The 21,191-nt window shown below is 61.2% G+C and carries 21 protein-coding genes; 18 read left to right on the top strand and 3 right to left on the bottom strand.

Translation table 11 applies throughout. The annotated features are described in order from the left end of the window. The first annotated feature begins 53 nt into the window (after window positions 1–53). The 8 genes from uxuA to V8J82_RS02275 all read left to right on the top strand — a co-directional run bounded on the left by uxuA (window position 54) and on the right by V8J82_RS02275 (window position 8,075). Window positions 54–1,247, top strand: a complete 1,194-nt coding sequence (uxuA, locus tag V8J82_RS02310) for a mannonate dehydratase (protein ID WP_339971732.1) — start codon at window positions 54–56, stop codon at window positions 1,245–1,247. Further along, a complete protein-coding gene (locus V8J82_RS02305) occupies window positions 1,244–2,269 on the top strand; it encodes a Gfo/Idh/MocA family protein (RefSeq protein ID WP_339971730.1) in 1,026 nt (341 codons plus the stop codon). The genes uxuA and V8J82_RS02305 overlap by 4 nt, the downstream gene beginning before the upstream one ends. Before the next feature lie 4 nt (window positions 2,270–2,273). Further along, window positions 2,274–3,287, top strand: coding sequence for a Gfo/Idh/MocA family protein (locus V8J82_RS02300; RefSeq protein ID WP_339971728.1), 1,014 nt, complete (start codon window positions 2,274–2,276; stop codon window positions 3,285–3,287). Then, complete coding sequence (locus V8J82_RS02295) at window positions 3,284–4,336, top strand: Gfo/Idh/MocA family protein (RefSeq protein WP_339971726.1); 1,053 nt, start codon at window positions 3,284–3,286, stop codon at window positions 4,334–4,336. The genes V8J82_RS02300 and V8J82_RS02295 overlap by 4 nt, the downstream gene beginning before the upstream one ends. Window positions 4,337–4,429: 93 nt before the next feature. Next, the gene (locus V8J82_RS02290) at window positions 4,430–4,978 is read left to right on the top strand and encodes a 3-hydroxyanthranilate 3,4-dioxygenase (protein WP_339971724.1); all 549 of its coding nucleotides are present in this window, start codon (window positions 4,430–4,432) and stop codon (window positions 4,976–4,978) included. Between the two features lie 143 nt (window positions 4,979–5,121). Next, window positions 5,122–6,105, top strand: a complete 984-nt coding sequence (locus V8J82_RS02285) for a TRAP transporter substrate-binding protein (RefSeq protein WP_339971722.1) — start codon at window positions 5,122–5,124, stop codon at window positions 6,103–6,105. A 135-nt stretch (window positions 6,106–6,240) separates the two neighbouring features. Further along, complete coding sequence (locus tag V8J82_RS02280) at window positions 6,241–6,816, top strand: TRAP transporter small permease (RefSeq protein ID WP_339971720.1); 576 nt, start codon at window positions 6,241–6,243, stop codon at window positions 6,814–6,816. After that, complete coding sequence (locus V8J82_RS02275) at window positions 6,813–8,075, top strand: TRAP transporter large permease (protein WP_339971718.1); 1,263 nt, start codon at window positions 6,813–6,815, stop codon at window positions 8,073–8,075. Before V8J82_RS02280 ends, V8J82_RS02275 begins: the two co-directional genes overlap by 4 nt. Here the strand turns inward: V8J82_RS02275 and V8J82_RS02270 are convergent. Together V8J82_RS02270 and V8J82_RS02265 are read right to left on the bottom strand one after the other, a co-directional pair. After that, entirely contained in the window at window positions 8,072–9,022 is a 951-nt protein-coding gene (locus tag V8J82_RS02270; RefSeq protein ID WP_339971716.1) for a LysR substrate-binding domain-containing protein, read from the bottom strand. The two genes, V8J82_RS02275 and V8J82_RS02270, sit on opposite strands and share 4 nt — an antisense overlap. Next, the gene (locus V8J82_RS02265; RefSeq protein WP_339971714.1) at window positions 9,023–9,784 is read right to left on the bottom strand and encodes an aspartate dehydrogenase; all 762 of its coding nucleotides are present in this window, start codon (window positions 9,782–9,784) and stop codon (window positions 9,023–9,025) included. A gap of 125 nt (window positions 9,785–9,909) precedes the next feature. Here V8J82_RS02265 and V8J82_RS02260 point away from each other — a divergent pair, with 125 nt between their 5' ends. Next, complete coding sequence (locus V8J82_RS02260; protein ID WP_339971712.1) at window positions 9,910–12,021, top strand: xanthine dehydrogenase family protein molybdopterin-binding subunit; 2,112 nt, start codon at window positions 9,910–9,912, stop codon at window positions 12,019–12,021. Then, window positions 12,018–12,971: a dihydrodipicolinate synthase family protein gene (locus tag V8J82_RS02255; RefSeq protein ID WP_339971710.1), complete on the top strand. Its 954-nt coding sequence runs from the start codon at window positions 12,018–12,020 to the stop codon at window positions 12,969–12,971. The genes V8J82_RS02260 and V8J82_RS02255 overlap by 4 nt, the downstream gene beginning before the upstream one ends. Before the next feature lie 178 nt (window positions 12,972–13,149). On the opposite strand, the gene V8J82_RS02250 is transcribed toward V8J82_RS02255, so the two are convergent. Then, window positions 13,150–13,539 (bottom strand): RidA family protein, encoded by a 390-nt coding sequence (locus V8J82_RS02250; protein WP_339971708.1) that lies wholly within the window; start codon window positions 13,537–13,539, stop codon window positions 13,150–13,152. A 215-nt stretch (window positions 13,540–13,754) separates the two neighbouring features. Here V8J82_RS02250 and V8J82_RS02245 point away from each other — a divergent pair, with 215 nt between their 5' ends. The 8 genes from V8J82_RS02245 (at window position 13,755) to V8J82_RS02210 (ending at window position 21,185) form a co-directional block, all read left to right on the top strand. Continuing rightward, window positions 13,755–14,762 carry an ABC transporter substrate-binding protein gene (locus tag V8J82_RS02245; RefSeq protein ID WP_339971706.1) on the top strand — a complete coding sequence of 336 codons (1,008 nt, stop codon included), beginning with the start codon at window positions 13,755–13,757 and terminating at the stop codon, window positions 14,760–14,762. Window positions 14,763–14,828: 66 nt separating this feature from the next. Further along, a complete protein-coding gene (locus V8J82_RS02240; protein ID WP_339971704.1) occupies window positions 14,829–15,623 on the top strand; it encodes an ABC transporter ATP-binding protein in 795 nt (264 codons plus the stop codon). A gap of 1 nt (window position 15,624) precedes the next feature. Further along, window positions 15,625–16,500 carry an ABC transporter permease gene (locus V8J82_RS02235; protein ID WP_339971701.1) on the top strand — a complete coding sequence of 292 codons (876 nt, stop codon included), beginning with the start codon at window positions 15,625–15,627 and terminating at the stop codon, window positions 16,498–16,500. A 3-nt stretch (window positions 16,501–16,503) separates the two neighbouring features. Then, entirely contained in the window at window positions 16,504–17,772 is a 1,269-nt protein-coding gene (locus tag V8J82_RS02230) for a cytosine deaminase (RefSeq protein ID WP_339971699.1), read from the top strand. Next, complete coding sequence (locus V8J82_RS02225; RefSeq protein ID WP_339971697.1) at window positions 17,769–19,172, top strand: FAD-binding oxidoreductase; 1,404 nt, start codon at window positions 17,769–17,771, stop codon at window positions 19,170–19,172. The genes V8J82_RS02230 and V8J82_RS02225 overlap by 4 nt, the downstream gene beginning before the upstream one ends. Then, window positions 19,173–19,754: an NAD(P)H-dependent oxidoreductase gene (locus tag V8J82_RS02220; RefSeq protein ID WP_339971695.1), complete on the top strand. Its 582-nt coding sequence runs from the start codon at window positions 19,173–19,175 to the stop codon at window positions 19,752–19,754. It abuts the gene before it with no gap. 1 nt (window position 19,755) lies between these two features. Beyond that, complete coding sequence (locus tag V8J82_RS02215; protein ID WP_339971693.1) at window positions 19,756–20,394, top strand: NAD(P)H-dependent oxidoreductase; 639 nt, start codon at window positions 19,756–19,758, stop codon at window positions 20,392–20,394. Next, on the top strand, window positions 20,391–21,185 hold the full coding sequence (locus V8J82_RS02210; protein ID WP_339971691.1) for a creatininase family protein: 795 nt from the start codon (window positions 20,391–20,393) through the stop codon (window positions 21,183–21,185). Before V8J82_RS02215 ends, V8J82_RS02210 begins: the two co-directional genes overlap by 4 nt. Window positions 21,186–21,191: the final 6 nt, after the last annotated feature.

The raw sequence follows: 21,191 nt of genomic DNA, 5'->3' as shown, positions 1-21,191 counted from the left end.
GCCACCGCTCGCCAAGTATCCCCCGCGAAACGGGAGAGGGAAAGGGGCGCGCGATGCGGCAGACCTGGCGATGGTTTGGCCCGGCGGATCCGGTCAGCTTGGCGGATGTGCGTCAGGCGGGGGCCGAGGGCGTTGTGACCGCGTTGCACGGCTTTGCGGCAGGCGCCGAATGGCCCCGCAATGCGATTGCCGAGCGTCGCAAGCTGATCGAGGAGGCTGGCCTGACCTGGGATGTGGTGGAAAGCCTGCCCGTGTCGGAAAACATCAAGACCCAAAGCGGTGATTGGCGAGGGGACATGCAGCGCTACCGGGCCTCGCTCAAGGCTCTGGCTGCTGAGGGCATCCAGACGATCTGCTATAATTTTATGCCTGTTCTGGATTGGACCCGGACCGAGTTGCATCACCGCAGGCCCCATGGCGGTACTGCGATGCGGTTCGACCTTCCGACCTTTGCGATGTTCGATATCTACATCTTAGCCCGGCCAGGGGCCGCGCAGGATTACAGCGCCAAGACCTGTTCTGACGCCGAAAACCTGTTCTCCGAAACCGATAAAGCCCAGGCGCAGGCGCTGACTGAGACCATCACTTGCGGCCTGCCAGGGGCGGTCGAACGTTGGTCGCTGGACGACTTGAAGGCGGGTTTGGCACGCTATGATGCGGTCTCGGCAGAGCAATTACGGCAGCATCATATCGACTTCCTGTCGGAGCTTGCGCCGATGGCCGAGGATCTGGGCCTGCGGCTATGCTGCCACCCAGATGATCCGCCTTGGACCTTGCTGGGTCTGCCGCGCATCGCCTCGACCCTCGATGATTACGCGCATTTGCTGAACGCGGTCGACAGCCCCGCCGTGGGCATGACCTTTTGCACCGGTTCGCTCGGCGCGAGGCCCGACAATGATTGCGCCCAAATCGTGCGCGCGCTTGCGCCGAAAATCCATTTCGTGCATCTGCGCAACGTCACCCGTGAGACACCGGGCCATCCCTGCAGCTTCTTCGAGGATGAGCATCTGGACGGCGGCACCGATATGGTCGCCGTGCTGCGTGCGCTGCTGGATGAAGAGGCGCGGCGCCGTGCGGAGGGGCGCGCCGAGGCCGAGATCCCGTTTCGCCCCGATCACGGCCAGGCGATCCTGTCGGATCTGGCGGTAGATGGTCAGCCGGGCTATCCAGCGGTTGGGCGGCTCAAAGGGCTTGCCGAACTGCGCGGCATCATCGCCGCCCTCACCCATCCGGAGGTCCACGCATGACCCCGTTCGGCCTTGCCGTCATCGGCTGCGGCATGGGCGCAAAACCCCATGCGGGCGCCTTGAAGGAACTTGCGCCTGACGTGGTCGTGCGCGGTGTCTTTGCCCGCGATCCGGCCCGCCGCGCGGCCTTCTGCGCCGAACACGGCTTCCCCGAAGCCGAGAGCCTCACGGCTTTAGCGCAAGACCCCGATATACAGGCCGCGCTGATCCTGACGCCGCCCAATGCCCGCGCGGAGCTGGTCGATCTCTTCGTCAGCGCGGGCAAGCCGATCCTGATGGAAAAACCGGTGGAGCGGGATTTTCCGCGCGCCGCGGCGCTGGTGGCGCGGTGCCGTGAGGCGGGCGTTCCCCTGGGCATCGTGTTTCAACACCGCTTCCGCGCCGCCTCCGAGGCGTTGACCGAGCGCCTCGCGCGCGGGGAATTCGGCCGCATCTTGGTGGCGGCTGCCGAAGTGCCGTGGTGGCGCGATCAGGCCTATTACGACGAGCCTGGACGCGGCAGTTACGCGCGCGACGGCGGCGGTGTGTTGATCAGCCAGGCCATTCATACGCTCGACCTGATGCTGTCGCTGACCGGCCCGGTGGCGCAGATTCAGGCGATGACCGGCACGCTGGCCCATGACATGGAGGCCGAGGATTGGGCCGCCGCCGCCTTGCATTTCGCCAGCGGCGCGATGGGCCATATCGTGGCGTCCACCGCGGCCTATCCCGGCGCTGCGGAATCGATCCGGCTGGATTGCGAACGCGCCTCGGTACGGCTCGCCTCCGGTGTTCTGGACATCCACTGGCGCGACGGGCGCCATGAACAGATCGGTGAAAGTGCCACAACCGGTGGCGGCGCCGACCCGATGGCCTTTCCCTGCGATTGGCACCGCGACCTGATCGCGGATTTCGTTGACGCTGTGCGCCACAATCGGGTGCCGAGGGTCACAGGGGCCGAGGCGCTGCATGTCCACCGGTTGATCGGTGCCATCGAACGCTCGGCCAAAACCGGTACGGCCCAAACCCTCGACGCGGAGTAAGCGCTTGTTAAAGATCGGAATTCTCGGGATCGATCATCGCCACATCTATGGCATGTATGGCCAAATGCAGGCGTTGGGCTGTGTGGCCAAGGGCTGGTGGACCCCGGGGCAGCCCGGCACCTTGCCCGGCTTTGTGGAACGGTTTCCGGACGTGCCCCGGGTCGATGATGCGGATGCGTTGCTGGAGGATCCTGAGATCGATCTGATCCTTTTGTCCGGCATCCCCGCCGACCGCGCTGCGCTGGCCATCCGCGCAATGGAGGCGGGCAAGGATGTGATGAGCGACAAGCCCGGCTGCACCACATTGGATCAACTCGACGCCCTGCGCATGACGCAACAGGCCACGGGCCGGATCTGGTCCATCGATTTCTCCGAACGGTTCGAGGTGCCCGCCGTGACCCGCGCTGCCGAATTGGTGGCTGAGGGCGCGATCGGGCAGGTGATCCAGACCGTTGGGCTGGGCCCGCATCGGTTGAACCGCCCCACACGTCCCGATTGGTTCTTCGATGCCGCGCGCTATGGCGGGATCCTGACCGATATCGCGTCGCACCAGATTGACCAGTTTTTGTATTTTACCGGCGCAAAAGATGCGGACATCATCACCAGCGCCATCGGCAATTTCGCCAATCCCGACGATGCCGGCCTGCAGGATTATGGCGAGGTCCTGCTGCGCGCCGCAAATGGCGCCAGCGGCTATATCCGCGTCGATTGGTACACGCCCGATGCGCTCCCCACTTGGGGCGATGGGCGGCTGACAATTCTGGGCACCGAGGGCTATATCGAGCTGCGGAAATATGTCGATGTCGGGCGCGACGGCACCGATCATCTGATCCTGGCCAATGGCACACGTTGCGCGCACATCGATGCATCAGATGCCGGGCTGCCCTATTTCCAACGCCTCGCGAGTGACATCCGCAACCGGACCGACACGGCAATGTCCCAGGCCCATACGTTTAAGGTGATGGAGCTGGCCCTGAAGGCCCAGGCCCAGGCGACCAAATTGGGGGCCTTGGCATGAAAAACATCGCGATCCTGGGCGCGGGCGGTATCGGCGCGCAGCACGCGGCGGCGTTACTGAACCTGCCCGAGGATTGGCGGCTCAGCCATGTCTGCGACATCTACGCCGAAAATGCGCGCAGCCTTGGTCAGAAAACCGGCGCAGACACCGCCTCGCTCGACGCCGTGCTGGAAAACCCTGACATCGATGTGGTCGATATTTGCCTGCCGCCCGCGCTGCATGTGCGGATTGCGCTGCGGGCGCTGGCCGCGGGTAAGCATGTGGTGTGCGAAAAGCCCATTGCCGGAAGCATCGCCGATGTGGATCGGCTGCGGCAAGCTGAACGTGACTCCGGTAAACGCGTATTTCCGGTTTTTCAGTATCGCTATGGGCCTGCCTTTCGCCGCCTTCGTGATCTGGCAGAAGCGGGGCATCTGGGGACCCCGCGGGTCGCCACGTTGGAAACCCATTGGTCACGCGATGCGGGCTATTACGCCGTGCCCTGGCGCGGCACCTGGTCCCACGAAATGGGCGGCGCCATCCTGTCCCATGCGATCCATATCCACGATCTGGCCGCGCAGCTTTGCGGCAAGATCACCTCCGTCGCAGCGCTCACCGATACGATGATCAACCCCATCGAGACAGAGGATTGCGCGGCAATTGCCATGCGGACCGACCGTGGCGCCCTGGTGACCTCGTCGATCACCTTGGGCGCGGCCACCGATGAAAGCCGCCTGCGGGTGGTGTTCGAAAAGGCAACCGTCGAATCCGCGCGCAACCCCTACACGCCGGGCGAGGCCGACTGGACCGTGACGGCCCGTGACCCGGCCTTGCAAGAGGTGCTGGACAACGCCGTGGCGCGCCCCGGCTCGGATGGGTTCAAAGGCTATTTTGCCGATGTCGCCGCCGCGCTGGCCGGCGCCGACAACCGCGCGGTCACGCTAGAGGATGGCGCGGCCTCCATCGAATTGGTCACCGCGATCTACCATTCTGCCCGCACCGGCGCGCAGGTCGCGCTGCCTTTGCCGCAGATCCATCCGATGTATCACGGCTGGGCGCCGAATGCGTGATATGCAGAAAACGAATATCCAATTCGAAAATACCCCCTTGCCGGTATACCAGGGATGGGCGCAGGCTTACGGCGACCTGACCGGAGAGCCGCCATGCCACGCCTCAGCGCATTCAATTTCAAAACTTGGATCGACGACCATCGCCATCTGCTGAGACCGCCTGTTGGCAACAAGATGGTGTTTGAAGAGACCGATATGATGGTCACCGTCGTGGGCGGACCCAATAAACGCACGGATTATCACGATGATCCCGTTGAGGAATTCTTCTATCAGCTCGAAGGTGATATGGTTCTCAAGCTCTATGATCAGGGCGAGTTCTACGACGTGCCGATCCGTGAGGGCGAGGTATTTATGCTGCCGCCCCATGTGCGCCACTCCCCGCAACGCCCGATGGAAGGCTCTGTTGGGTTGGTGATTGAGCCCAAACGTCCCGAGGGCGCCGTCGATGCGATCGAATGGTATTGTTTCAACTGCGGCAACCTCGTGCACCGGTCCGAGATGCATCTCAAAAGCATCGTCGAGGATTTGCCACCCGTTTATCAGGCCTTCTACGCGTCGGAAGAGGCCCGGACCTGCGGCAGCTGTGGCGCGGTGCATCCGGGCAAGGAACCCCCAGAGGGCTGGGTGACGCTGCCATCGTAGAAGGTATTTCATGCTTAAAATAAGTTGCGGGACGCCGTGAAATGCGGCACCGTGCGCATAACGGAACGGTGCCGTCCATCGGGCGTGCCCGCCGAATTCAAGCCTGAACCGTCAGAGTATCGGGCCGTAACAGGGAGAAGAAGATGAAGACGTGCAATGCCTTGATGGCCGGAGCTGCCATGATTGTATCGGGCCTTTCGGCGAGCGGTGTCGTCGCCGAAGAGTTTCGCCTGGGTCTGATCACGCCGCCGCCCCACGTTTGGACGTTGGCCGCTGAAGAGTTCGGTGCGGCCCTGAACGAAGCTTCGGGCGGCGAACACAGCGTGACCGTCTTCCCGGCGCGGCAATTGGGCAATGAGGCCGAGATGCTGCAACAGCTCCAGACCGGGGCGCTGGACATGTCGTTCATGACGATTGCCGAAGTGTCGAACCGCGCGCCGGAATTCGGCGCTTTCTACGCGCCCTACATGGCCAATGATATTGAACACGCCGCGGCGATCCTGCGCTCGGACGCGGCGCGGGAGCTGCTGGAGCAATTGCCCGGCACGGTTGGTGTGGTCGGCGTGGGCTATGGCAGCGCGGGGATGCGGCAGATCCTGACGAATGGCGGCGCGGACAGCGCGGCGGATTTGACGGGCCAGAAGATCCGCATCACACCGTTTGAGCCGATCCTGGATTTCTACAATGCGTTCGGCGTGGCGCCCACACCGATGCCGCTGCCCTCGGTCTTCGACGCGCTGGCCAATGGCCAGGTGGACGGCATCGATATGGATGCGGAGCTGATCCTGGGGCTCAGCTATTACGAACATGCCGATACGATGATCCAGACCAACCACATGATGTTCCCGATGGTCGGTCTGGTCTCGGCCCGTGTCTGGGCGGGGTTGAGCGAGGAAGACCGGGCCATGATCGGTGAGTTGATGGCCGCTGCCGTCGACAGCACGCTCGATACCTATGTGGCGCGTGAACAGGAATGGCTCGACGGCATCCGCGCCACGGGCATCAGCTATCAAGAGGCCGGGCCGGAATTCTTCGGTGATGCCATTGACACCTGGGAAGCGATCTGGACCGAGCGGGCCGGTGATGCGCTCAGCAGCCTGCGCGCCGCGGCGGCAGAGCTGGAATAACTGCGAACCGATTGGAAAGGTGCCGCCCCGTCGCTGACCGGGGCGGCATTTGCATGTGAATGACGCGATAAGGTCTTGGACGTGGTCGCTTTTACAATTGAGGGCAGCCCGGCCCGTGTCCCGGGCATGGCATAGATGGCAGAGGTGGATCCAAAACCGTCGGGGCCGGTATCTCGTCTCTCGGCCCTTTGGGCACGGGTTGAACTGACGCTCGCAGCTGTCCTGGCTGTGGGCGTCACTGCGTTGATCCTGTTGAACGTCATCACCCGGTCCATGAACAATGCGCTGTTCTGGGTCGACGAGGCCGCGATCTACGCGATGGTTTGGATGACCTTTCTGGGCGCCTCGGCCGCTGTGCATCACCGCCAGCAAGTGGCGATCACACTCCTGACCGATGCGCTGCCCGCCAAGGCCCAACGGGCAGCGGCGAAACTGGTGGATGCGCTGGTCTTTGTCTTCGCTTGCGGCATGGTCTGGTTCTGCTGGCGCTGGTTCATGCCGTTGCAGATCCTGCAGACTGGCTTTGACGCGGCGGCCTTCCAGGGCGCGACCTTCAACTTCATCTATGCCGAACCGACCAGCACAATCGGTATCCGGAAATGGATCATCTGGCTGGTCATGCCGATCTTCTCGGCTGGCCTGCTGCTGCATTCCCTGGCGCAATTGCTGGATCTGCGCCCGCCCGCGCCCCGCTCGGAGGCGGCGACATGACCCCGACGCTGTTCTTCGCCAAGCTGCTTCTGGCGGTTCCGGTTGCCATCGTCCTGGCGCTGTCGGCGATGTGGTATATCTGGGAAAGCGACAACACGATCCTGTTCGACAGCTTCGCGCAGCGGATGTTTTCGGGGATCGAGTCCTACGGCCTTCTGGCGATCCCGCTGTTCATGCTGACCGGAGAGTTGATGAATGAAGGCGGCATGACGCGCCGCCTGATCAACGCGGCGCGGGTCTTTGTGGGCGGGTTCCGCGGCGGGCTCGCCTATATCAACCTGCTGGCCAATATGTTCATGGCGGCCATCATCGGCTCGGCCACGGCGCAGATCGCGGTGATGGCGCGCGCCATGGTCCCCACGATGGAAGAGGAGGGTTATGACAGGGGCTTTGCGGCGGCCACCACCGCAGCGGGCGGCCTTCTGGCGCCGGTTATCCCGCCCTCGATGCTGTTCGTCATCTATGGTGTGTTGGCGCAGATCCCCATCGGCGACATGTTCCTGGCCGGCATCATTCCCGGCCTGATCCTGGCCACCTGCTTCGCGGCGGTGATCACGTTGATCGGGCTGAAACAGCAATTTCCGAAATCCCGCTGGCTGACCCTGCCTGAGGCGGGCCGGGCCATCTTGTCGGCCTTGCCCGCCATGCTGATCCCGGCGGCGATCATTGGCGGGATCATCGGCGGCATTGCCACACCCACGGAATCCGCCGCCGTCGCCTCGGTCGTGGCGTTTGTGATCGGCTGGCTGCTCTATCGAGAGCTCGACCCCAGCAAGCTGTTCGACATGTTCCGCCGCACCGCCATGAATGCGGCGCTGATCATCTTTATGATCGCTGCCGCGAACGTGTTCGGCTGGGTCATCATCTACGAGGCCGTGCCGCAGCGCTTGGCGAGTTTCATCACGACGATCACGCAAAACCCGTTCCTGTTTCTGCTGATCGTTAATGTCGTCTTGCTGTTCGTTGGGATGGTGATCGACGGGATCGCCGCGATCATTCTGGTCACGCCGATCCTGCTGCCCATTGCCATCGAAAGCTATGGGATCAGCCCGTATCAGTTTGGCGTTGTAATCTCGTTGAACCTGGTTTTGGGCCTGCTGACCCCGCCGGTGGGTGTCGGGCTCTATATCGCCAGCGCGATGGGGGAAACGCCGACGGGCCGCATCCTGAAAGCGCTGTGGCCCTTCCTGATCGCGGTCGCCTGTGTGTTGGTGTTGCTCAGCTATTTCCCGATCTTGTCGACCGCGCTGATCGACTAGTTGCCCGCCAGGATATCCGCCTCGGCCCTGAGCGCCTCCAGCAGAACTTGCGCGGCAGGTGACAGATGCGCCGTGCCGCGATGGGTGACGCCCGTGGGGCCAGAGCCGAAGGGCAGGATGTATTCCAGCCGAACCAGCGCGCCGTGACGCCGGTCGGGATCTACCGCATGGCGCGGGGCGATGCCAATCATCTGGCTGTTTTGCAGTAGCGTGCGATTGGTCAGATAGCTGACGCTTTCCACGACCATCGGCGGTTGATATTGGCCCTGATCCACAAATACCTCTTCGATCTGCCGCCGCAGCGTGGTTTCGGGCGGCGGAAGGATCCAGCCAAAGGGTTTCAGGTCGTCGAAGCTGAGGCCGCGCTGATCGGCCAGCGGATGATCCCGGCCCGCGATCAGATAGACGCTGTCGACGCTCAGCCGTTCCTGGTGCAGGTCGCGCCGGTGACGGTGGGTCGGCAAACGGCCCAGCACCATATCGATCTCGCCCGAGCGGAGGCGCGGCATCAGCACTTCATTGGTGCCTTCGATCACTTTGAAGGTGATATTGGGCCGGTCGTTCAGCACGCGGGCGATCGCCATCGGCAATAGCTGCGCAGCCCCCGCGACCAGCGTGCCAATCACCACCCGACCCGCGGCGCCATCGGTCAGATCACCCATCTCCTGCGCGGCATGGCCGAGTTGCGTGAAGATCACCTGCGCATGGTGGATCAGCACCGCGCCCTGGGCCGTGGGCAGGGCGCCGCGATTGGTGCGCTGGAACAGATCCGCGCCCAGATCGGCCTCCATATCCTTGATCATCCGCGTCGCGGCGGGTTGTGAGATATGCAGCGCCTGGGCGGCAGAGCGGATGTTTTCATGCTGGCCCACAGCGATCAAAAGCTGCAATTGCTTGAGGCGAAGGCGCCCCAAGGCGCGTTCGGCGGATGCGGCGCTGCGGCTCATTTACAAAAACCCCCAAGGACGGGCGGCTTGGCGTAAGGCTGCCACCGCGGACATGGCCGCCAGGGCCGATGATTTTGGATTGTCGGGCAGGCTGGTGCCAGTCAGCGTGAAATGGCAGGTGCCGAATGCGCCCTCCGCTCGGATCTCATGGCTGTTTCCGATGGCCTCAGGGTCAGCGATCAACTGCGTCTGCGTGGCGTCGAACCCCGTACCGGCCAGGGCAACGGCCGCCGCGACATTGGCATTTTTGGGATAGCGGAGCGCCGCTTCGCGGGCCGTGCCGTCGAAATGGAGGGCGGCGGTGGTCAAATGGTCCAGGTCCAGGCTGTGCTCGGCAGGGGATCCGCGCCATCCGGCGGGTGGTTTGCGACCGGTATAGGTGACGTGGGTCAGCCCGCCGACTTGTGCGGCGCGCAACACGTCCAGCGCACCGATGGCGCCGCTTGCCAGATGCAACTTGGCGCCGCCTCGCTCTGCCGCTTTGGTCAGTGTGTTGAACAAGGCGTCATCGGCCAAGGCCCCGAGCGATAGGGTCACCACATCGATGCCGGCCGTCAAAGCCTCGGGTCCGTGGGCCGATAGGCCTGGATGACCGGCACAATCCACAAGCAGATCGACTTCACCCAGATCCGCCAAACGCGTCACGCCGCCGGGCCGATCTGTTCGCGTGACAAAACCTGTCAGCTTTGCCACCGGATCCTGGGCGACCTGATCGGCAACGTATGTTGCGATTGCGCCCGATCCGATGATGCCGATTTTCATCCACGATTTCCCTTGGTCTGAGTTCCGCTTTTCTTATCACGGGATCGGTTAGGTATCCAGATTTCTGATATCTGTGGCCTGAATAAGAGTTTTGCGCCCCGCCGCTGTCATGGTTTTTTGCGGATATGATACGCCGCCCCACGGATCTGATCGGTGCCGCTCTTCCCGATGCGGAAGCGCCTCTGCGTTTGCGTGGAGAGGCATGTTATGTCGCCGATATTCCGTTGGTCGATCCGCTGCATCTGGCCTTTCTGCGGAGCCCGATCGCCTGTGGATATCTTGTGGATATCAGGGCGGAGGCGGCCTTGGCGTTGCCGGGCGTTGCGGCAGTCCATACCGGTGTCGATGTGGCCCATCTGGGGGATCTGTCGATCAACGAGGTGCTGCCGCTGTCGTGTAACCCGCCTTACGACATTCTTGCAAAAGACTCCGTCTTTGGGGTCGGGCAACCCATCGCGGCCGTCTTGGCCACAACCGCCCATGCCGCCGCAGACGGGGTCGAGGCGCTGGAGGTCGAGATCACCGAAGCGTCGATGCCGGAGGCACGGCGGGTCGCCGCTCAGCGATGGCAAAGCGGAAATGTCGAACAGGCCTTTTCGGATGCGGCCTATATCGTTGACGCACAGATCCACCATGCCCGCGTCGCACCATCGCCGCTTGAGGGGCGTGCAATTGCAGTGATGCCTGAAGAAGATCAGGTAACAATTTGGTATTCCACACAAACTCCGCATCGAACACGTTCGGAATTGGCGCGGATCCTGGGTGTGGATGCGGACAGGTTGCGTGTGATCGCACCCGATGTCGGTGGCGCGTTTGGCATGAAAGGATCGCTCTATCCGGAAGAAGTGTTCGCCGTCTGGGCCGCCATTCGGCACCACCGTCCGGTGCGATGGATTGCTTCGCGTAGTGAAGATTTTGCATCCGCAACGCATGGGCGCGGGCTGACATGTCACGGGCGTTTGGCCATGAATGGCGATGGCAGATTCCTTGCTGTTCAGGCTCGGATATCCGCGCCCGTGGGGGCGTGGATCCCCAATTCCGGCCTGGTTCCGGCATGGAATGCGGCGCGCATTCTGCCAGGCCCCTACGATGTGCCGCGCTTGGACCTGGAAACAGAGGCCGTCCAAGTCCCACTGGCGCCTGTGGGTATCTATCGCGGAGCCGGTCGACCGGAAGCCGCCTGTTTGATGGAACGCCTGGTGGACAAGGCGGCGCGGGTCAGCGGGATGGATCCGCTGGATATTCGCCGTCGCAACCTTGTTCCGAAAAATGCTCTGCCTATGCGGACACCCACCGGAAACCTTCTGGATTCCGGCGATTACACCGGCGCTTTGGACAAGGTGACAAACTCTGCTTCATATGTCGACTTTGTCAAACGACGAGATGCACATCGTTCCAACGGCCAGATCGCTGGCATTGGCTTGGCGGTCTATCTGGAACCCTCCGGGGAGGGCTTCGAGACCGCCTGCGTGACGTGGAACGGCGATGGCTCCGTGCGGATCGCCAGTGGATCGTCCAGCCAAGGCCATGGTCGTGCCACCGCCTATGCGCAAATTGCGGCGGAGATCCTAGAGGTGCCTTTTGAAAAAATTGAGGTTTTCTATGGAGATACCGCCACTTGCCCAGCCGGTATCGGGGCCGTCGCGTCTCGGGCCACATCAATTGGCGGCAGTGCCGTGTATCGTGCGTGCGAACAATTGCGGGCGCGTCATCTGGAGGGAGAACACCTCCCCCTGACAGAGGATGTCAATTATGTCACCGAGGGTCAGGCTTGGGGCTATGGTGTGTATCTGCTTTCGATTCATATCGACTCCGATACCGGTGAAATCGACGTGTCCGACGTTGTTGCGCTGGACGATGCCGGGCGCCTGGTGAACCCGTCTTTTGCCGAAGGTCAGGTGCGTGGCGGGTTCGCGCAGGGCGTTGGGGCGGCCCTCATGGAACAGGTGCGCTACGATGACGACGGACAATTGCTGACCGGATCCTTGATGGACTATGCGCTGCCCAGGGCCTCGGATATCCCCGCTTTACTTCTCCACACGACAGAAAACCCAAGCCCCTTCAATGTGTTGGGAGCAAAAGGTATTGGCGAAGCGGGCACGATCGGGGCACCAGCAGCGATTTTAAACGGTGTTCTGGATGCTCTGGCTCCGTTTGGGATTGATGAGATCGATATGCCCTTGACGCCGTGCCGGATTTGGACGGCGCTGCAACGCGCAAAGGAAAAAACACAATGAAATACAGCCGCTTAGATGCGAAAGACCACGCGCGGGAGCATATGCGCGGGATTTGGGCAGCCTGCCTGAACCCGTTCACACCCGATGACGCGCTGAATGAGACGGGATTGCGCGCCAATATCCGGCATTGGGTGGACGATCTGAACATCCAGGGTCTGTTCATTGCGGGCAAACAAGGCGAGTTCTTTTCGATGTCGCTTGATGAGCGCAAACGCAATTTCGAGATCGCCGTGGATGAATGTAACGGGGCGGCGGGAACGATCATGTCGGCCTCTGACCAGAACTTTGACACCGTTGTCGAGCTGGCCCGCCATGCCCAGAATTGCGGAGCCGACTACGTTGTCGTCCATGCGCCGGTTCTTCATTTCGTCACGCACCAAGATGATATTTTGTTTAATTATTATAAGGCGTTGTGCGAGAGAGTTGAGATAGGAATTGCGATGTGGAGCCACCCGGATTCCGGCTACCTGATGTCGCCGCAGCTTTGTGTGCGCATCGCGGAGCTGCCGAATATTGTGGCGATCAAATACTCGGTCCCCCGTGCGATGTACGCCGAATTGACCCGGCTGGCGGGCGACAAGATCCATGTCTCAACCGCCTCAGAGGTGGATTGGTTGGACAATATCGAAGAGCTTGGGTGGCAGCTATACCTCTGTTCATCACCGCCTTATCAACTGCAATCCAAGGTCGATCAGCGCATGAACGACTATACGCGCTTGGCATTTGACGGTCAGTTTGAACAAGCACGCAAAATCCGTGACAGTTTGGACCCGGTGCGCGACGCGTTCCGGCGCACAAAACCGGCCGATAAGCCGCAGGCCCATGGGAAGTACTGGCAAGATTTGCTGGGCCAGGTTGGCGGGCCGGTGCGTGCGCCGATGTTGAATCTGACGGAGGCGGAAAAAGACGCCACCCGCGCCGCGTTCGAGGCGTGTGGTTTGCAGGTGTAAACACTGTGGAGGGATTGCGACCAGAACGTCAGTATTCGACTGACATAGCTGACAGAACTTGCGTCGCATGTTCACCGCATGGTGCGGCGCAAGAGGGGCAACTTTGATCGACGAAAAGCGACCAAAACATGTAATTTCAATGCATTGAAGCCGTTCCGTACCGGGGTTCCCTATGACCTTATGGCGCGGCGGCGGTCACCTCGACCTCGACGAAGAACTCCGGACGGGTAAAGCCCGAAACGATGACAAGTGTTGACGCTGGCAACCGGCGGATGTCGGACAACCAGGCGTCCCGCGCCGCCATATATCCGGCCATATGCTCCCGCCCCGTCACAAAGGCATTGATCCGGATGACATCGGCTGCGCCCATTTGCGCCTGGGCCAAAATGGCCGCGCAATTCTCGAAGCACAAAGCGGCTTGCGCTTCGGCCCCCTCCGGGATCGTGCCATCTGCGGCAAGCGGCAGTTGGCCTGATGTTACCACCAACCTGTAGCCCGCCGGGATTTCGACGCCATGGGCATATCGAGCGAAAGGCGGGGCGATGTCAGTGGGCTCTAGAACACGCATAACCTCTTCAGACAGCCTGCGCTCGCTGAGATCAAGCAATGTCTTTACAAAATCCTAACGCTTGGGTCTCGCGCTGTGCTAATCCATTAAGCAAATTGCACAAAAAGCGCCCAAGAACTGGGCGCCAGCTTTGACAAATTGGGCCTGGAGGGGAGCGATGCATGGCGAGCCTGTCTGCCCTGCGCACAATGCTAGCGAAAATAGAGGGGGAATCTATGAACAACCGCATTGCAACGACCGCTGGCCTTTTGGCGGCAACCGCGCTGGCAGGCGCACCGGCTTTGGCCGATGGCCATCTGACAGCGGTGTCTTTCGGCACGAATTGGGTCGCACAGGCCGAACATGGCGGCTTTTACCAATCGGTCGTCGACGGCACCTACGCGGAATGCGGGTTGGACGTGACCATCGTGCCAGGCGGTCCGCAGGTGAATAACACCGCTTTGATGCTGGCGGGGCGTATCGACTTCTATATGGGCGGCCATTTGGATGCCTATTTTGCAGCGGCCGAAGGGCTGCCAATCGTGAATGTGATGGCCTCGTTCCAAAAGGATCCGCAGGTGATCCTGACCCATCCCGACCGCGTTGCGTCATTTGAAGAGATGGCGAGCGACGACTTCACCATGATCGTGCAGGACAGCGCGGTTTATTATGAATGGATGAAAGCGGCCTACGGGTTCACCGATGAACAACGGCAAAGCTACACATTCAATTCCGCGCCGTTCATCGTGAACACGGATGCGGGGCAGCAGGGCTATCTGTCGTCCGAACCTTTCGCCGTTGAGCGCGAAACCGGCTGGGCGCCCGATGTCTGGCTGATCGCGGATGCCGGATACGGCGCCTATTCCACCACGATCCAGACCCTTCGCCCGACCTTGGAAGAGCGCCCGGAGGTCGTGGAATGCTTCGTGACCGGGTCGATCCTGGGTTGGTACAATTACCTTTACGGGGACAATGCCGCCGCGAACGAGCTGATCATGACGGACAATCCCGACATGACCCAAGAGGCGATCGACTTCGCCATTGCGGCGATGCTGGAAAACGGCATCGTCGACAGTGGTGATACGCTGGAGCTTGGCATCGGCGCGATGACCGAAGAGCGGATGGCCGATTTCTATGAACAAATGGTCAGCGCTGGCGTGCTGGAAGACGGCTTGGACTACAGCGTGTCCTACGATCTGAGCTACATCAATCAAGGCCTCGGCCTGGATCTGCGCCCCGAATAACACGCCATACGTCAAGATTTCCCCGCGCGGTATTCCCTGCGCGGGGCAGACCAAAACGGACCCGCCATGCCCGTCGTTGCCGACGCCAGGCCCATAGCCCAAACGATCTTGCGGATGCAGGAGGTCGACAAGACCTTCGCTGGCAACGTCGTCGCGTTGCGGCGGATGTCGATGGATGTACGCCAGGGTGATTTCATCTCATTGCTGGGGCCGTCGGGTTGCGGAAAATCCACGGCCTTGCGGCTGATCGCGGGGCTGATGCGCCCGACCTTGGGGCGGATCGATTGGCAGACCGAGGGCGGGGGCGACGATCTGGGCGTGGTGTTCCAAGAGCCCACCTTGATGCCCTGGGCAACGGTCGAAAAGAATGTCTGGCTGCCGTTTCGGTTGCGGGGCAAGTCGTTGTCGGCCTGCCGGGATCAAATCCACGAGGCGCTGGAACTGGTTGGATTAAAGGGCTTCGAGCGGCGCTATCCGCGCGAATTGTCAGGCGGCATGAAAATGCGTGTCTCGATTGCGCGCGCCCTGGTGACGAACCCCCGTTTGATCCTGATGGACGAGCCCTTTGCCGCCCTCGATGAGATCACACGTCAAAAGCTGAACGACGATCTTTTGGCGCTGAAGGCGAAGACCAATGCGACGGTGATTTTCGTCACTCATTCCGTGTTTGAGTCGGTCTTTTTGAGTGACCGCATCCTGGTGATGGCCGCCCGCCCCGGACGGGTTGTCGCCGAAATCGACGTGCCCGAGCCCTATCCGCGTGGGGCGGCATGGCGCAATTCGCACGCCTATGTGGAGACGGCGCAGCGGACATCCGAGGCGCTGCAGCGGACATTGCATCCTGAAACGGAGGCTCTCTGACATGGCCAGTTTTGAAGAGCCGCGCGTTCAGATCAATGCGCCCCCCAAAGGCCCTCTATTCGATGCGGAAGAAGAGCGTCTCGCGCGCCGCAAGCGGACGGAGGCGATTGCCCGTTGGGTCGTGCCCATCGTTGTGATGGTGATCGCAATCGTCTGGTGGGATCGCCTTGTCGTGTGGAACGAGATCCCCCACTACGTTCTGCCGGGCCCCGGTCTGGTGGTTGAGACACTTTGGACAGATCGCGCCATTTTGTTCTCTGCGCTATTGGTGACCCTGAAGATTACCGCGCTTGCACTGCTTGTGGCGGTGATCGGCGGGGTCGGGCTGGCGATCCTGTTTGCGCAGTCGAAATTTGCCGAGATGTCGTTTTCGCCTTTTGCGGTGATTTTGCAGGTGACGCCCATTGTCTCCATCGCGCCACTGATCTTCATCTACATCGAAAACCGGCTGATCGGTTTGTTGCTTTGCGCCTGGATCGTGGCGTTTTTTCCGGTGCTGGCGAATACGACGCTGGGCCTGAAGTCGGCCGATCACAATTTGCAGGATCTTTTTTCGATCTACCGCGCCAATCGCTGGCAGCGGCTGATCCATCTGCAATTACCATCGGCGCTGCCTTACTTCCTAGGCGGCTTGAAGATCGCGGGCGGTCTGGCGCTGATCGGGGCCGTGGTTGCAGAATATGTGGCGGGGTCGGGTGGTTTGGCCTCTGGCCTGGCCTTCCGCATTCTGGAAGCGGGCTATCGCCTGAACATCCCGCGTATGTTTGCCGCCCTGATCCTGATCGCGAGCACCGGCGTTATGATCTATGCCGCGACATCTTTAATCAGCCACCTCGCCTTGCGCAAATGGCACGAATCCGCGCTGAAACGGGAGTAATATTTGGACTTTAAGGCTCTGCCCACTGGCGATGTGCGACTGCAGAATGTGACGATCCCCGGATGTCTGATCGGCCGAAGCGGGCTGATCCGAACCGATCTGAGCGTAGTGAATGGAACCCTGGCCGAGGCAGGTGGCACGCCCGTCGATATGGGCGGTGCGATGGTGTTTCCATGCTTTATTGATATGCATACTCATCTTGATAAGGGGCATATCTGGCCGCGGTCTCCCAATCCCGATGGGACGTTTATGGGCGCGTTGGAAACCGTGCGCGCCGACAAGCCCGGCAAATGGGATCATCGCGATCTACCGCCGCGGATGGAGTTTAGCCTGACCTGCGCCTATGCCCACGGCACCCGCGCGATCCGCACGCATTTGGACTATTTCGGTGACACCGAAGAGGCGCGTGTGTCTTGGGAGGTCTTTGCAAAGATCCGGGACGCATGGGCCGGGCGGATTGATCTGCAAGCTGCGGTTCTGACGGGCATCGATATGGCCCAGGATCAGGGCGCGCTGGACCGCTGCGCCGATCTGGTCGCCGATCATGGCGGCATCTTGGGCGCCGTGACCTATCCCGAAGACGGGCTTGAGACCTGGCTGCGCGCCTATATCGAGGCGGCGGCGGATCGTGGCTTTGCTCTGGATTTCCACGTGGACGAAACCATGGATCCGCAGGTGAACACCCTTGAGGCCGTCGCTCGTTTGACACTTGAGACGGGCTTTGTCGCACCTGTCACTGTGGGCCATCTCTGTTCGCTGAGCACAATGCCAGAGGCCGAGGCGCTTCACACGCTCGACCTGGTGGCGAAGGCCGGGTTGCATGTGGTCAGCCTGCCGATGTGCAACCTCTATCTGCAAGATCGTCATGGCGGGCGGACGCCGCGCAATCGCGGTATCACGCTGGTCCATGAGATGAAGGCGCGCGGCATCAATGTCAGTTTTGCGTCGGACAACACGCGCGATCCGTTTTACGCCTATGGCGACATGGATATGATCGAAGTGATGCGCGAGGCGACGCGGATCGGACATTTGGACCATTCCGACGAGGATTGGACCCGCGCTTTTTTGGACAATCCGGCGACGGCGTGCGGCTTTGCGGCGCCGTCAATTGCGCCAGGCGCGCCAGCCGATCTGGTGATCTGTCGCGCCAGAACCTGGACCGAGCTGTTCGCGCGCCCGCAATCCGACCGCATCGTCATGCGCAAGGGGTGGGCGATTGACCGCACGCTTCCCGATTATGCTGATCTTGATTACCTGATGGAGGCCCCATGAACATCCAAGCAGCCATCGACGCCCTGACCGAAAAGGGCATAGATATCGACCTGAACCCGGCCTCGGTCAAATCCAAATCACGCGATTTCTTCTGGTATTCTCCGGTTTTGAAGGATCGGATTGACCATGTGGTGGCCGACTTTGTGGCGACGCCGACGTCAGAGGCGCAAGTGATCGAAGTTTTGGCGACATGTTATGCCCACGACGTGCCGGTCACCACGCGCGGAACTGGGACCGGTAATTACGGGCAGGCGATGCCTCTGGCGGGGGGCTGTGTGTTGCATCTGCATAAGATGAATGCGGTCAAAGATATTCAGCCGGGTCGCGTGGTGGTCGAGCCGGGATGTCTGCTGAAGGATCTGGACGCCGCCTGCAACGAAACAGGCCAGGAAATCCGCATGTATTCAAGCACATGGGCCACCGCGACGATCGGGGGGTTCATTGCTGGTGGGTCGGGCGGTGTTGGCTCTGTCCGGTGGGGCAGTTTGCGGGATCCGGGCAATATCATCCGTTTGCGCGTGGTGACGATGGAGGAAACGCCGCGTGTGTTGGAGATCACCGGCGATGATCTTCACCGCGTCAGCCACGCCTATGGGACCAACGGGATCATCACAGAAATCGAGATCCCTTTGGCCGCGGCCTATGATTGGGTCGGGATTTTCGTGGCGTTCGACAGCTATGAGGCGGCGCTGGACTATTCCTACGATCTGGCCTCGTGCGACGGGCTATTGCTGAAGCTTGTGACCGTGTTTGAGGCCCCGATTGCCAAGGATTATTTCCAGCGCGTCGCGCCCCATGTGGAGGCATCAGACGCGCTTGTCGCCCTGATGGTGGCGCCGCATTCCATGCCGGGGTGGGAGACCTTTACCGAGGCGACCGAGGGGCGTGTGATTTATCGCTCTGACGACAATGATTGGGCGAAGACGCCTGGCCATGTCTTCGAATATGGCTGGAACCACACCACCTTGCGCGCGCTGAAGGTTGATCCGTCGATCACCTATCTGCAGATCGCCTATGGCACCGAGGATCCCGTGGCGCTGGCCAAGAAAATGCGAGACCTGTTGAGCCCCGAGATCCTGCAACACAATGAAATTACGCGTCAAAACGGTAAGGTCGCGGTGGGCGGGCTCACCCTTGTCAAGTTCACCAGTGAGGAGCGGCTGGATGAAATCATCGCGCTTCATGAGGCGAATGGGGCGATGAATTTCAACCCGCATCGCTATACGTTGGAAGAGGGGGGGCGCCAATCCGTCGATCAGCGCCAGCTCGATTTCAAACGCGAGGCGGACCCCAAGGGTCTGCTCAATCCCGGCAAGATGATTGCTTGGGACGACCCGAATTGGTCCTATGACCGGATGTATGCCTGGCCTGGATTGCAACCCAAGACCGCCGCCGAGTAGATGCGCCGCGCCCATGTCATATTTGCCCATCCGGTGCCCGAAAGCCTGAACGCGGCTGCCCATGACGTGGTGGTGCAGACGTTGATCGCGCAGGGCTGGGATGTGGATGATTGCGATCTGAATGCCGAGGGGTTCGATCCGGTCATGACCGTCGAGGAACGGCGCAACTACCACAACCTTGCGATCAACACGGCGCCGGTCCAGAGCTACGTGGATCGTTTGCGCGCCGCCGATGCCGTTATTTTCTGTTTTCCGGTTTGGAATTTCGGCTATCCGGCCATCCTCAAAGGCTGGTTTGACCGTGTGATGCTGCCGGGCGTGTCTTTCACGATGGCCGATGGGCACCTGACGCCCTGTCTGGAAAATGTGAAGAAGATCGCGGCTGTCACCACCTATGGCTCCACGCCGTGGCGGGCGTTTCTGGCGGGGGACCCACCCAAAAAACTGCTGACCCGGGTCGTTTGGGGTACGGTGCGACCGGAGAAAATCCGATATATTGCCCAATATGGCATGAACACGATCACACGACACGGGTGTGAAGCGTTCTTGTCCCGAGTGAAATCCGAAATGGAGGCTTTTTAGAATGCGCGCGCTTGTCGTTTATTGTCATCCCAAAGAGGGTTCGTTTGCCTCTGCTGTCCGCGACACGATACTGGACAGGCTGCGCGCTGCGGGGGCCGAAACGCGCTTGCGCGATCTCTATGCCGAGGGGTTCCAGCCGGTGCTGACCCGCGACGATCTGGACTGCTATCTGGATTGCGAGAAGAATCGTGAGCCGGTCAAGGACCACGTGGCCGATCTGCAATGGTGTGACACGCTGATCTTCGTCTATCCCACCTGGTGGTACGGCCTGCCGGCGATGCTGAAAGGGTGGCTCGACAGGGTTCTGTTGCCCGATGTGGCGTTTCTGATGCCGAAGACCGAGGGGGAAACGATCCGGCCGGGCCTGCATCATATCGAACGGTTGGGCGTGTTCACGACATGTGGCGCATCATGGTGGCTGACCCGTCTGGTTGGGGCACCGGGCAAGCGCACATTGATGCGCGGGGTTGGCTTTTTGATGAAACGTCGTGCATCCAAGGTCTTCGCGGCGACGTTTTTGATGGACAGTGCAACGCCAGCGCAGTTGCAGAAACACCTGACCACGGTTGCGGCCAAGATGGATCGTTTGATGGGCGCCAAAGCCGCGGCGCCGGTCATGTCGCGGGCGCCCGCCGAATGACCCGCAGCCGTTACTGGATCGACTATCCGGCAACGGATCTGAGAATCGATCCGGACCGCACGATTGCTATTTTGCCCACCGCCGCCGTGGAACAGCACGGGCCGCACCTGCCGGTTGGTGTGGATACGATGATCAATCAGGGGCTCTGTGACCTACTGGTGGAGCGCTGCCCCGAGGACTTGGATATCCGTCTTCTGCCGATCCAGGCGGTGGGCAAATCGAACGAGCATATCTGGGCGCCGGGCACGCTGACACTCTCTGTCGAAACCGCCATCAAGGCCTGGACCGAGATTGGTCTATCGGTAGCGCGCGCTGGCGTGCGCAAGATGCTGATCGTGAATTCCCATGGCGGGAATATGGATATGAACTCGATCATCGCGCGCGAATTGCGGGTGCGGGCGGGCATGTTCTGCGTGCGGATGGGCTGGGGCGCCGGTGGTATGCCGGAAGGCGTCTATTCCGCGCAAGAGGCCGCGCAGGGGATCCATGGCGGCGATAACGAGACCTCTCTGATGCTACATTTTCGGCCAGATACGGTGGATATGTCCAAGGCGCAGGATTTCCGCTGGACCCATGATCAGGGGCAGATCCCGCCTATCGGCCCGATTGCCCATGGCTGGATCGCATCGGATGTGCATCCAGACGGCGTGGCGGGCGAGGCGCATCTGGCCAGTGCCGAGAAGGGACGTGTGACCGCCGAGCATTATGTGGCGGGTGCCATCGAGGTCTTGCAGAAGATCGCTGCGCAGCCGTTGGATCGGTTCGGCGCCGTCGATCTGCGCTACGAATGACCCGCA

This window comes from Gymnodinialimonas mytili, assembly GCF_037544085.1.
Classification (GTDB): Bacteria; Pseudomonadota; Alphaproteobacteria; order Rhodobacterales; family Rhodobacteraceae; genus Gymnodinialimonas; species Gymnodinialimonas mytili.
This window is presented reverse-complemented; position numbering and strand designations above follow the sequence as displayed.